Genomic DNA, 13,505 nt, shown 5'->3' with positions numbered 1-13,505 from the left:
TTGTCATGGTTGATAAAAGCGAAGGTATCTTCGCTTTTTTATACCTAAATTACGCTACTATTGCCTATATAAAGATGTAATATTTCGAAGGAACGAACATGGCTTCTAAATTCGGCTCAGCAATTCAATTGTTGCTTGCTATTTCTATATTCTACTTGGGCTACACTATTCACTCGATGACATCGAAAGTTGGAGAATTCATCGATACTTACCCGCAAATTCTAGAAGATGTCGCAACACTATCTAAAAATCTACAAGTTGATGAATGGTTAGCGGTTGCTGATACGTTAGAGTCGTTATTACCAAGTGTGATTGAAAGTGTGGATGGAGTTACTGCTGCAGTTAATGATACCAATAAAACGGCTGCTTCTATTGATGAGAAGATCCCTTCGATTGTGAAGGAAGTGACATTATACCGTGAACAAGTTATCCCCCCAGTGTTACAAGAAACACAGCAGTATCGCCAAGACGTTATTCCTAGAGTAGTTGCAGAAAGTAAAGGGTATCGCGAAGAAACCATTCCTTTAGTGGTTAGTGAGTCTCAAGCACTAAGAAGTGATATCCCGCCTATTTTAGAAAAAGCAGATGCATTGGCGGCGAAAACAGATCAGATTATGGATAAAAGCCAAGAGATTGCTAAGCAAGCCACTCAAGGTGCAGTAAAGGGCGTCATTTTGTCACCGATTGACCTGATTCGCGATGCAGGCAATGAAATAAAAGGTCGAGTAGTGAGCCCAGAATAGATTACTAAACGTTTATGTATGGAAAAATAAGGCCAATCCAATCGGGTTGGCCTTTCTCGTTATACAATTCTGCTCAATATTATTGACTCGACTGAAAGGCCCAATTGTTTGCTAACTTGAGAGTTTTACTAGTCTAAATAATTCGCAAATGTGACGCTCTCTAATAGAATTATTAATTTCCGTTATATCCATGGTGTGCAGTACAAAAGCCCTATGCATTGATCGGATTATTCCTATATCCAAAAACGCTCGTATATATAACATAGCGCTGAGTTAGACCTTTAAAAGCTCGGTGTTATAAATGCATAAATCAAAGATACTTTTCCTCAGTTGTCTGTCAGTACTGGCTGGCTGTGACAATTACCAATTTGAAGGGGCTGTAGACCCTGACTCCAACGGTGAATTTGTGACAAAATTGCCGGCAAATACGATCGCGGGTGATGTCTACCCTGTTTCGTTCGTTGCTTCTATGAGGAACGGTCCACTTAGTGATGTAAACTCTATCCTAGCGACTGAGAACATGTCGATTGAGTCTTCTGCCTTGAATTGCTTAACGGACAAGTATGGTGACGAAGATTTATGTACCGTTTCACTTAGAGCTAAGCCATTAACAGACGGTTTGAGTAAGTTGACCCTCAATATTGGGAACTCAACGTTTTCTAACCAAACCAATGCTGGTGATAATGCCATCATAGGCTATATGCATTCAAATACGGATATGTCGTTTAGGCTAGACAAGGATATGTTTGAAGTCGGCACTGCATATCCGGTCCATTTTGTATTTGTCAATCTTGGCAATGAAACAGCGAATAACGTTAACATCCAGCGCATACACGGCTCTGCGTTAACGAACGTAAAAAGTACGTGTAGTACTTCACTTTTAGCTGGTGAAGCGTGTTACATCAATGGAGACTATACGCCCAAAACTAATGATGGTGGTGAGGGGGTGCAGTACCGGCTTACTTATGATGAAGGGCAGCCTGTCATCATCGGCGCAAAAAACATGCAAGAGAAAAGTCGCCTTGTAGGGCAGTCGATCTCTAAACTCCCCCTCAATATTGCACTTAACACCAGCTACGATGTTGAGTACAAGTTCAAGAATATCGGCGACGAAGCGGTTAACAACTTAACGACCCAGTTCTTAGCTCCGGGGCTCAGCAAAATTCGATTCGACAGTTGTATGGGGAATTCACTCTCTGCAGGAGAGTCATGTTCTATAACGGCATCCATAGTAGCGAATGAGATTGGTACTGTAACGGCTTTGGTCGCGGTGAATGGTGATGGTGGAGTAGCTCACTACGCAACAGCAACAAGTAATGTTGTCGAAGCACCCGTAGTTGCACATATCGATAATGACATTCCGCAAAGCATGGCATTAGATGACCCTTATTATTACCTGGCGACATTTACCAATGAAAGTAAAACACACGATGCAACTGGTGTTCGTTTCTCCCACTTATTCCCAGAGCATTTCGATGTGTTGAGTAATACTTGTACTGATTCCACATTGAAAGCGGAAGAAAGTTGTCATATTTCGGTGTCGGCTTCGGCTAAACAAGTCGGTGTTCAGCACTATTCGAGTTACTTATCTTTTGATCAAGGTACAGCGGTGATGGCAAGCTCAACCTTATCACAGGCGTCGAACCTATCAATTAATAGCCAGGTGGATGTGAATTTTCCACCTAACATGGTGTTACATCATTCTTACCCATTCCACGTCACGCTGACTAACACCAGTGCATTGGATACTGCGGCTTTGGCTATTTCATCAGATAATTCCGGAGGCGTAACAATCGCACATAATACATGTGTCGGCGTTTTAACGTCTGGCTCTTCATGCAGTATCAGTGGTGAGTATTATACAACGCAACTAGGGCCAACCATTTTAGTCGGAAGTGTCGAATATGGGGGGAAGTCGTCAGAAAAGTTTACGATTTCTGGGGAGGTTGTAGCTGTTCCTGTGATTGGTCATTCTGATATCGCTCTACCACATACTGTTGCTTTAAATAATTCATACCCGTTCTCTTTGGTGTTTCAAAACTTGAGTAGTGACCATGATGCTACGAACGTCGATACATCGATTTCTAGTACGGCATCAATTCATATTACAAGTGATACTTGTCAGGCTAGCTCTACATTACATGCTGGTGAGTCATGTAGAATAGAAGGGAATTTTATCCCCGACGAAGCGGGACAACAGCAAGTGTCTGCTTCTTTTAGATATAACGAAGGTAATGAAGTAAAAATTCACAACTTAGCTATGGTAAGTGATGTTGTTTTATCTTCAAAAGTTGAAGGCGTTTCAGAACTTGTAGGATTGAATGAGACTTATACTTTAATCTACACGTTTCGTAATGAATCACTCCTTGATGCGACAGGAATTTTGGTTAATACAAGCAGCGATTTAACCATAAACCCTGCAAGTACGTGTGGTTCAACGCTTAATGCGGGTCAAGAGTGTACGATTTCAACGGATTATTCGCCAACGGTCTTAGGCAACCATACTTATGAATTAACACTAAATTATGTTGAAGGTGATGAGATAAAATTAACGCAGCCCGTTAAAGTGGTTGATACGATCAGTCTCGCTGAAATGGTGTTTGAAGATGGTTCGCTAGAGCATGCGTTTGATGCTAACAACTACTTTAGTCTTTCTTCTTCTTATGGTTTTACTATGCAAGATTCATTGCAAACGGTACCAGTAAGTGGCAATCCTCAAAAAGTCGTATATTCGGGATCTGGTTCCACACCGTTAGCAATAGATCTAACGCCAGGATTAACGTTCAATTTTCAATCGAATCGAGCGAATGCGTGCTCACGAAGAACGATGAATACAACGGTTGGGTGCCAAGTGGGAAAACTGCCGAAATTCGTTCTAAAGCTAACGCAAACAGAGTTTAACTCTATAGCGGTTGGTGAGCATACAGGAGATATTTACGTGACGTTGACTCAGTCAAACAATAGCCATATAGCCTTGTTCAAGTTGCCGATTAGAGTGAAAAAGCTCTGAGAAAAATAAACCGAAGGTGATTGTTACCACCTTCGGTTTAGTTGTAATAATACAGCAACCGTATTAAACAATTGATGTAGTTGCTTACATTACTTTAGCTTCAATAGATCTTCCCAAAAACGACTTTTAGGCTTGTCTTTTTTGGGAGGGACCGTTTGAAAATTTCTCAGATTATCAATTATCTTGGTAAGAGTGCCTATATCACTACTAGAGTGTTCCGAGAGTTTACCGCTGGTCGCATCGCGAAAACTAAGGTGATATAGGCCATCATAAAAATAGATAGTGAATCCTTTGTATTTGTGACTGTTTTTTATAACCATAGTGAATCCATATCTTTTGTTTCCTCGGTATTATGCAGTCTTATTTTTATACTCTGAATCCAATAGTTCTTAATATAATGTAAGATTGTTCAAATCTAGATTAGAAAGAATAAACGACATTAACTAAGACTTATTCATCTGAAGTAATAAATATTCTTCTATTACATTACTTATTTTTGTGGGCTCATTCTTTTATTTTTGTAGGTTTGTGCCTACAAAATGGATAAATTCCTTTAAATCAATGCCTTATAGAAAGTTATTGTTGTTAATAATTTGACTATCAATTGTGATAAGGCAGAATTGGCATCCAGCTCAATAACATCGGTATTGTCCATTGATAAAGCTTCGTTTTACGTTATTGCTTGCAATACTCTTATCGTTTGCAGCGAACGCTACCAGTCTAAAAATCTTATCCGCATCGGAAAAAGAATACATCATTAATCGAGATGAAGTGCGAGTCGCGATATTTGATCGAACCAAGCATGATGCAAATACATCACCTATGACTGGTGAGTTCTACACCCTCAATCTTAACTACCTTAAACGCGTTGCCAACGAACTCGGCTTAAAATTAAAGTTTGTAGAGTTTGGCCGAGCTGATGAGATTGCGAAAGCGCTTGAAATGCAGAAGGTTGATCTCGCTGTAGGCTTTCAACATAAAGACCTTAGCCCAGAGCCTCTATTAATCTATTCCAAGCCATTTATAGAAAGCAGTGTTGCTTATTGGAGTAAGTCAGAGAGAACCAACCTTTGGGACAGTTCTTATCGATGGGCATGTGTAAAAGGAAGTATCTATTGCGACATTTTGCGTAGAGAAAATGCGTTAAACGTTACTCAAACCGCAACGTTTGATGAAGCAATAAAAAGTGTTGCTGACGACAAAAATGACGCTGTTCTTGCTAGCTATATTAGCTTGAGTGAATACTTGAATAAGTCAGACGAGTTACAAGGCATTATCCATACCCCTGATTGGGGAGGGCTAGTTACCGCCAAAATTATTGCGAACAAGCAACAAGCCCGATTGATTAAAATCATTAATAAGATCATCGATCTTATTAACCAAGAAGCTTACATCTTTACTAAGAACAACCCATACCTCGTTACGGATATGGCGAATATTGCTTATAAAGTCAAAAATGATAATCAAAACTTGATCCGTTATTCATTTAGCGATGATGCATTTCCACTGCTGTTTCGAAACTCAAATGGCGAACTAACAGGCTATTTGTACGATTTATTGTCACTAATTGAGAGTCGAACGAGCCTCAAGTTCCAATATGTACCCATGGCTGATAATGGAACACTGACTGACATGATGTCTCGCGGGGAAATTGATCTTATCCCTTATTCACTTACAGCGATGAGTCCTTTAGAAAGTGTCGAGTTTACGGATACTTTAATTTCGTTTCGCTATTACGCGGTTTCCTTGTTAGACCAACCTAGCGAGGTGGCAAAGGCAGACGGGGTTCTTTTAGCGCAAAGCAAAGAAGAGCTAGGAGTTAAAGAGAAAGTGTTCGGTCGTGACGCCATTCTTTATTCCAGCCCCAAAGGGACTTTGAGAGCGCTTGCTTCCGGAGAAATAGAACGAGCTTATATTCGTGAAGACATCATCGATATGATTATTTCTTCTCACGTTGATGATGAATACTTCATTGATAGGAAGGACTATAAAACCGTAAATGCAGTAATGGCAGTATCAGCAAGTAAGCCTATGTTAACCAACTTGCTTAATAGTGTGGTACGTACTTGGGATGGGAACGAACTGCAGAAAATCAAGAACTCGTACGACCCGTTTAATGTCGTTTACGGAATTGATTATAGGCTACTACTTCAACTGCTTTTAGGTCTAGCAGGGATTATTGCTATTGCAGGTATTGTTGTATATCTATGGCTAAAGAACCTAAATTTGCGCTTTATCATCAAAGAAAATGATGCCCGTAACTCTCGTGTAGAGAATAAGTTCTTGCAAAGCGTCATCCAGCAATTCCCAGCGCAAGTGTTTATCCATAACGAAGATGATGAACTCCTATTATCGAGTTGTGATATGTATTTGAGCGGAGACTGTCACAATTGCTCGCTACGAGAAAATAACGATACATGCACGTTATTGCTAACCAAAGAAGAGCGAAAGCAGGTACGAGACACAGATCAGTATGTAAAGAGAAATATTGATGTGATGGGTTGTGCACTGAACATGCGAACGGTTGAGTACATCTGTAAGCGTGTTAGCGCCAACGATAAGCATTATGTACTTACTATCATCAATGACATTACTTCCAAGCAGCGCCAAGAAAGAGAACTGGTCGCGGCTAAGCAGAAAGCAGAACAAGCTATCTCGATTCGCGATAAGTTCTTAGCATCAATGAGTCATGAATTAAGAACGCCAATTGCTGGTATGTCTGGCCTTTTGGAAATACTGATGGCGAGAGTGACTGACGAAGAAGGGCAAATGCTACTTGGAAATGTTTCCGCCTCCGCTAGACAGTTAAATGTATTAGTAAATGACATTCTCGACTTTTCTAAATTGGAAGCGCAGCAGCTTAAACTTGAACAGCGAGAGTGTGAAATCTTAAGTGAAACAGGTGAAGTTTTACGTATTCACTTAGCAGCTGCATACGAAAAAGGGCTAAAGCTCAACTATCAGTTTACACCAACGAACGTTAGGGTGATTTCTTTCGATTCAATGCGATATGCCCAAATCATGAACAACTTGGTCTCAAATGCCATTAAATTTACCGATCAGGGAGAGGTCCAAGTTCAGGTAGACGTTGATGATAACGCTATCCGATTATGCGTGTTAGATACTGGTTGTGGAATGTCGAAAGAGCAACAGGACATCGTATTCACTCCGTTTATCCAAGCCGATAACTCAACCGCTCGAAAGTATGGCGGAACGGGGCTTGGGCTTTCAATTGTTTCTGAATTGACGGAGCTAATGGGGGGATCAATATCCTTATCAAGTATCCAAGGCTTAGGTACCAAAGTAGAGGTTGAGCTACCGCATAAGGTTGTCTCACATTATTCGAACTTGTTTGAAGACTTTTTCATTGAGTGTACAAGCGACTCTGCGGATGTTGCTTCTTGGTTGGGTTTTTGGACTGCTGATTCCAAAGTGAAAGAGCAGCGAAAACATATCTTGATTCAAGATAAAGATAGCTTGGGTTCGACTGAAAATTATGAGCATGTTGTCGAGCTTGATCCTCAATTGCATGGATTCAAGCGAATAGACGGCAGTATTGTGACCTTAGTATCTAAACCCTTTTTCCCAGATTTGTTGCTAGAAACATTGCAAGTGTTTAAAAAGCCAATCGAGAGAACTCAACCCCAAGATCCGACGGTTTTTTCAGGGAAAGTGCTGGTGGCTGAAGATAATCCTATCAATCAGCTTGTGTTTCGTAAGCAGCTGACATCTTTAGGTTTCGAAGTCGATATTGTGGGTGATGGTTTAACTGCATACGAAAAAGTAAAGCGATGTGTGAAGCATTATGATCTATTGATCACGGATTGCCACATGCCAGTCATGGATGGTTTTGAACTCGTGCGCAAAATACGAGAAGAGTTACCTAATAGTGCTTCGCTACGAATTATAGGTTGTACCGCAGAGGACTCTAGGGCGGTACATGATCGAGCGGAATCGCTTGGCTTTGATTATATGCTCTATAAGCCTTATGGAATAGAGCGGCTTCGTAGCGCAATTGATCGGTTGCTTACAATCAATGAAGACAAGTTAGAAGAGCAAGCTGTTTGTGATTGTTGGTTAGACAAATTCGGTGAAAAAGAAGCGGTACAAATGAAACAGGTGTTTATTTCGACGATGACATCTGATGTCGATGAGCTAATGAATAGCAGTATCGAACCTGCTTCGTTAAAAAAAATAGCCCACAAAGTTAAAGGGGGAGCGTTAATTCTCGGTATAGAGCAACTGTCTGACATAGCGAAAAAAGTCGAACAGAGTGCTGAAACAGCAGAGCCAAACGAACTAGCAGAATTAACTCAAGAGTTAATTGTATGCATAAAGCAACATATTACGTTGACTGAGGAATGTGAGAGAGGCTCAAATGAATGTATTACTCCTTGATGACAACCCCATTGAAACCGAGGTGATGAGATTACGCCTTAGCGAAGTCGGTGTAGAAAATGTTAGTTGCTTTAATCATGCAGCGGCTGCTTATCAGTATTTACACCAGCATGATGTGGACCTAATACTCTTTGACCTTGATATGCCCGGTGAAGATGGTTTGTCGGTATTATCTGAACTCCATTCAATGAAGTTTCAGTCAGCGATTAGTATCTTAAGTGGTTTAAATGACGAAATAATAGCTTTGGCTGAAAAAGTGGCGGTTATGTTTGGTTTGAACTTGGTTTCTTCAAATATAAAGCCTTTAGGTGAGAATCAACTCACTGAAGTACTCAATAAAGCCAAAAAGATGAAGCATATCTCAAGTCCAATCTCGTCTAGTCAACGCCAGTATCCACTTGAGGAAATTACATCAGGGTTGAGGAAGGGCCAATTTATTACTCATTACCAGCCGCAGTATAGCTTTAAGACAACCAAGTTAATTGGGGTTGAAGTATTAGTTCGGTGGAATCATCCAGATGATGGTCTCGTTTTTCCTGATACTTTTATTCCAGTGTTAGAGCATGCCAATAGTGCTTACTTGTTACTTGAGGTTGTGCTCAACCGGGTTATGGAAGACATAGCGTCATTACCGGATTTAATAGAAGTTGCGGTGAACATTTCAGTCAACGACCTTTGTCAGCCAGATTTTGTCGAGGGCTTGCTCAGTAAGTTAGAACATTATGATGTTTCCCCTAAACGTATCAAATTGGAAATCACTGAAGCATGCGTATATGAACTTAGCCCAGAAATGCTCAAAAGTATCGCTCGCCTAAAGATGCATGGTTTTGGTTTGTCTATCGATGATTTTGGTGTGGGCCATTCAAACTTGACCAATTTGGTGACGCTACCGTTTACAGAGTTAAAGGTGGATAAAAGCTTTGTGAATAACTATCTACAAAGTATTAAACATCGCCATGCCTTAGATCTAGCGGTGCAGCTTGCGAAGAAGCTGAGTATGAATATCGTTGTCGAAGGTGTTGAAGACGAAGACGAGTATCAGGCTATGAACGCGCTCGGTGTGGACGTGTGCCAAGGTTATTATACGGGCAAACCGAAGTCTCTGACTCAACTATTCAGCGAGGAAAAGGATTTTCATAAATAGACTGATATAGGTTATGTGTTTGCCGGGTGACCTAGACACAGTCTGTGGATATGAAACTATATTGAGAAAATGATGGTGGTGCTTTCAGAAATCAAGAAGTTACACTTCAGATAAGTATTGGGCAGACTGTGAGTTAAATGATCACTATTAATCCATACTTAGCTGTATTTGTTGAGGATACAAATGTAGAGAAGTTTGGTTGAATCTGAAACAAAACGGTAGGTGTATGGCGTTTAATTCTGAGCCACTAAAAACTCCCAACGGTATTAGTAATGGTAAGCGAAAATTAGACAAGGACGTCAATCAAGCAGCAAGGGAACGCTGTCGCTATTTACTAAATAACTTCCCAAATATCTATGTCACCTTTTCTGGTGGGAAAGACTCCGCAGTAACCCTTAACATGTTTATTGAAGAAGCTAGGCTTATGAATCGACTACCAGTTGATGTCCTAGTGGTTGACATGGAAGCGCAATACAAACATACCATCGACTTTATCCAACGCATGGTTGACCGTCCAGAGGTAAACGCCTATTGGGTTTGCTTACCGTTAAGCCTCAGAAATGCGGTTTCTCAGTTCCAACCAAAATGGATTTGCTGGGAGCCCAATCTTCAACATCGTTGGCTTCGAACATTACCACCGCACAAATCTGTCATCAGTGATATTAATTACTTCCCATTTTTTAAAGTCGGTATGGAGTTTGAAGACTTTGTCGAAGAGTTTGGGTACTGGTATCAGCAACAAAAGCAAACTCAATGTGCTTGTGTTGTTGGGATCCGAGCTGATGAATCATTAAATCGATATCTAACAGTCAAAAACTTGCGCAAAAAGTGTTTTGAAAATATACGTTGGACAACAGAAGCCAACCCGTTGCTGTACCGAGCATACCCAATTTATGACTGGAAGGTACAAGATATTTGGACGGCAAATGGAAGGTTTAAATGGGACTACAACCGTATCTATGACTTGATGCATTTAGCCGGCCTTTCGTTATCCCAGCAGCGTCTATGTCAACCATTTGGAGACGACCAAAGAAAAGCCCTGTGGTTGTTCCAAATTTTAGAACCTCAGACTTGGCAAAAGCTCGTCGAACGAGTGGAAGGATGTAATTTTGGTGCGCGATATAGCAAAGCTCAAGGACGCATTATGGGGTATTACAAATTTGAATTGCCAGAAGGCTACACCTACAGAGAGTACAGTAAATACTTGCTTAGAAGTATGCCGCCAAATCTAGAACATCATTACCGAGGGCGTATCTTTCAGTTTCTTTTGTGGTGGCGTCGTAATGGGAAAAAATACGGAGTATCCCGTATTCCAGATGTGGCAGACAAAAAGTTAGAAGCCCAGAAGAAGGTGCCTAGCTGGCGTCGAATTTGTAAGGTTCTCATCAAAAATGATTACTGGTGTCGGGGGCTATCATTTGGTCAAACCAAGCGTGTAACTGAAGAGTTTACAGATTTGTATAAAGAGTATTTGCAGAAACGGAGAGTGTAATGGGGTGGTTAAAAGAACTAGAGTCCTTATTAACGAGTATTGATATTGATTCAATGGCAATAGATGAGCGTGTTCAATTATATAATAGTCTATCTGATTTTACGTCCCGGCTAGCCCCATTTAGTCACCCGATATTAAATGTTCAGTTGGTTGATACCTGTTTAGTCAAAAATAACGATTACAACCCTAATAAGGTTGCTCCCCCAGAGTTTAAACTCCTTCGTCATTCAATATTGAAAGATGGCTTGACGATGCCGGTGGTGACTGCGCGTCAACCAGGAAGCAATGAACTGGTCATTATTGACGGCTACCATCGAAGTCACTTAATGCAAAATGATACAAAAATCAGTGGAATAGCAGAAGGGTATATGCCGGTGGTTGTTCTAGACAAGAGCTTAGATGAGCGAATGTCTTCCTCAGTACGCCACAACATGGCGAGGGGCGCACACCAAGTTGAGCTTACCGCGCAATTAGTGATGAAATTGAAAAAGTTGAGCTTAAGTAACGAAGAAATTGGTCGCGAGTTAGGCATGGATAATGACGAAGTGCTGCGTATGCAGCAAGTGACGGGTCTGGCGCAAGCGTTCGAAGACAATAAATTTTCTAGCGCATGGGAATAAATGATCTAATCACGCATCTAGTACTAAAAATGGCATGGTCTGCTGACAGCTAATTAAGAAAAAACTGATTAAATGATAAGTGGGTTGTTATTAATATAGATGTTGTACGGTGCTTAAAGGGAACTAGGCTTGTACATTATATTAACTACACATTTGTGATGTATATAAACGATAGTATTTGCCACCATTGCTACCCCCGTAATGGTGGTTTTTTTTATTTCTACATGAGCCGAAAATGATCCAGTCGATAGCTAATACACTTTTTTGTGTATTAAATGCTTGTGTCACTGAGCAGGACACTTTCGATTGATTTTTTTACTCTTCTTACATATCTTCTTAAGAAAAGTCTTGTGTAATTGAATGGCATATAGCGATTCATTCACGTTGATTTGATTTAGGGATATACAGAATGGACCTCAAACTCGACCTCAATTTACTCTCAGTTCTGATTCTATTGAACAAACATCGACAGCTAAAGCCTGTCGCGAAAGCATTGGGTAAAACTGAAAGTGCAGTAAGCAAATATTTGGCAAAATTAAGGACTCAGCTTGATGATCCATTGTTTGTGCGAGGTCCTGTGGAATTTGAACCGACCGAGTACATGAGCGATCTAATTCCCGTGTTTACCTCCAGTCTTGATGCCATACAATCAGCAATTGTACATGGGGCGTTTAATCCAAAAGAATATGAACGAGAGATAGTGGTTGCACTACCAAGTGTTATCCAGTACTGGATTGGGGATAAACTAATGGCCGACCTATTCACGACGTTCCCTAAAGCCAGTATCTCGCTTATATCATGGGACAAGTACTCTAAAAATGATCTCATTGAGAGCCGCGCTGATATAGGAATCCATTACTTTAATTCGGAGTTACCTAAAAGTATTTATCAACATGACTTAGGGTATTTTTTGCCCAAAGTCATCGTAAGTGAATCTTCTGGTGTCAATGATGTAGAAAGCGCACTCAAATTGCCATTTCTAATGCCTCCGACAAAAGGGGAAAGTTATTATGGAGCCATCAGTCGTGCCATACTAAACAAGCATGATATAAATATTGATGTGAAAGGGGTTATAGACAACGTAACTTGCTTACTCAACACGATTGGTACGTGCGGTTACGCAACTATCCTACATAACTTCGATATGACTATTGGCGGATACAAAAGTTTCAGCTTACCTAGAGAGATCGAGCAGCATGAGTTTCCGAAAGTAGTCGCTATATATAGAACAATAAATCGAGGTCAACCACTCCAAGAAATACTTCTAGAACATATCCAACGTTATGTGAAATAGTTAATCTTTCTTCTGTCAATAGACTGCCATTATTTATCTAAGTCTGGTTATTTTGTAGGTTTTTTCCTTTATTTTCGTACTCACCTTCGTCTTTCTTCTATATATCACCTCACCAATTGACATGAAGTTTACTCTTGTTAGCCTGTAGCAAAATCATCGGGGGAGGAATAAGGTATGCACACTGGGGTCGTAATCAATTGTCTTATCGTAGACGATCACCCTTTAGCTTGCGCAGCGATCGAAAATTTGCTTAAAGACGTTAAATATATTCGTCGAGTAGAGAGTATGAGCTGCACTGTACAAGCACTTGAAACTATTAAATCTGGTGCTATTGATTTGCTTATACTCGACGTAAACTTAGGAAGCAGTGACGGATTCGACTTTTTGAGACGAGTTAAAGCCCATGGATACAAGGGAAAGGTTCTATTTATTTCGGCAAGTGATAGCGCCGTACATATCAACGCTGCGCTGAAAATCGGGGCGGATGGTTACGTATGTAAGTCTGAAAACCTAAACCTGATAAGAGAATCGATCGACAACATTGTTAACGGCTATTCTATTTTTAAGTTTAAACCGAGTGAGCACCACTCGTTAGGGACTGTCGAGCTGTCAAAGCGTGAAGTTGTGGTATACAACTACCTTGTTCAAGGTAAATCAAACAAAGACATTTCAGAGCTTCTATCATTAAGCTCTAAGACGGTGAGTACGTATAAACGCAGAATACTCAATAAATATAATGTTTCGAGCATTGTTGAGCTAGTAAATTCTAAAAATATTGAATGACAATTACAAACCGTTCATTGA

The 13,505-nt window shown here is 40.4% G+C and carries 8 protein-coding genes; all 8 read left to right on the top strand.

The genetic code is table 11. The annotated features are described in order from the left end of the window. Positions 1–98: 98 nt before the first annotated feature. Positions 99–743: a hypothetical protein gene (locus tag AAFX28_RS18070; RefSeq protein ID WP_408689725.1), complete on the top strand. Its 645-nt coding sequence runs from the start codon at positions 99–101 to the stop codon at positions 741–743. A gap of 301 nt (positions 744–1,044) precedes the next feature. Continuing rightward, positions 1,045–3,753: a hypothetical protein gene (locus AAFX28_RS18065; RefSeq protein ID WP_408689723.1), complete on the top strand. Its 2,709-nt coding sequence runs from the start codon at positions 1,045–1,047 to the stop codon at positions 3,751–3,753. Positions 3,754–4,407: 654 nt separating this feature from the next. Then, complete coding sequence (locus AAFX28_RS18060; protein WP_408689721.1) at positions 4,408–8,151, top strand: ATP-binding protein; 3,744 nt, start codon at positions 4,408–4,410, stop codon at positions 8,149–8,151. Continuing rightward, a complete protein-coding gene (locus tag AAFX28_RS18055; RefSeq protein WP_408689719.1) occupies positions 8,132–9,295 on the top strand; it encodes an EAL domain-containing protein in 1,164 nt (387 codons plus the stop codon). Before AAFX28_RS18060 ends, AAFX28_RS18055 begins: the two co-directional genes overlap by 20 nt. A gap of 226 nt (positions 9,296–9,521) precedes the next feature. Continuing rightward, positions 9,522–10,787, top strand: a complete 1,266-nt coding sequence (locus AAFX28_RS18050) for a DUF3440 domain-containing protein (RefSeq protein WP_408689717.1) — start codon at positions 9,522–9,524, stop codon at positions 10,785–10,787. Beyond that, on the top strand, positions 10,787–11,407 hold the full coding sequence (locus AAFX28_RS18045) for an IbrB-like domain-containing protein (protein ID WP_408689716.1): 621 nt from the start codon (positions 10,787–10,789) through the stop codon (positions 11,405–11,407). Before AAFX28_RS18050 ends, AAFX28_RS18045 begins: the two co-directional genes overlap by 1 nt. 409 nt (positions 11,408–11,816) lie before the next feature. Then, positions 11,817–12,701 carry a LysR family transcriptional regulator gene (locus tag AAFX28_RS18040; RefSeq protein WP_408689714.1) on the top strand — a complete coding sequence of 295 codons (885 nt, stop codon included), beginning with the start codon at positions 11,817–11,819 and terminating at the stop codon, positions 12,699–12,701. A 174-nt stretch (positions 12,702–12,875) separates the two neighbouring features. Next, on the top strand, positions 12,876–13,484 hold the full coding sequence (locus AAFX28_RS18035) for a response regulator (RefSeq protein WP_408689712.1): 609 nt from the start codon (positions 12,876–12,878) through the stop codon (positions 13,482–13,484). Positions 13,485–13,505 lie beyond the last annotated feature (21 nt).

The organism is Vibrio sp. TBV020 (assembly GCF_046056895.1).
In the GTDB taxonomy this organism is placed as follows: Bacteria; Pseudomonadota; Gammaproteobacteria; order Enterobacterales; family Vibrionaceae; genus Vibrio.
The sequence above is the reverse complement of the archived record's forward strand: the minus strand, read 5'-3'. Positions and strand labels throughout refer to the sequence as shown.

What these genes read in the sequence shown, in the direction of transcription:
- AAFX28_RS18070 (WP_408689725.1), top strand. Translation starts at nt 99, where the DNA reads ATGGCTTCTAAATTCGGCTCAGCAATTCAATTGTTGCTTGCTATTTCT.
- AAFX28_RS18065 (WP_408689723.1), top strand. Translation starts at nt 1,045, where the DNA reads ATGCATAAATCAAAGATACTTTTCCTCAGTTGTCTGTCAGTACTGGCT.
- AAFX28_RS18055 (WP_408689719.1), top strand. Translation starts at nt 8,132, where the DNA reads ATGAATGTATTACTCCTTGATGACAACCCCATTGAAACCGAGGTGATG.
- AAFX28_RS18050 (WP_408689717.1), top strand. Translation starts at nt 9,522, where the DNA reads ATGGCGTTTAATTCTGAGCCACTAAAAACTCCCAACGGTATTAGTAAT.
- AAFX28_RS18045 (WP_408689716.1), top strand. Translation starts at nt 10,787, where the DNA reads ATGGGGTGGTTAAAAGAACTAGAGTCCTTATTAACGAGTATTGATATT.
- AAFX28_RS18040 (WP_408689714.1), top strand. Translation starts at nt 11,817, where the DNA reads ATGGACCTCAAACTCGACCTCAATTTACTCTCAGTTCTGATTCTATTG.
- AAFX28_RS18035 (WP_408689712.1), top strand. Translation starts at nt 12,876, where the DNA reads ATGCACACTGGGGTCGTAATCAATTGTCTTATCGTAGACGATCACCCT.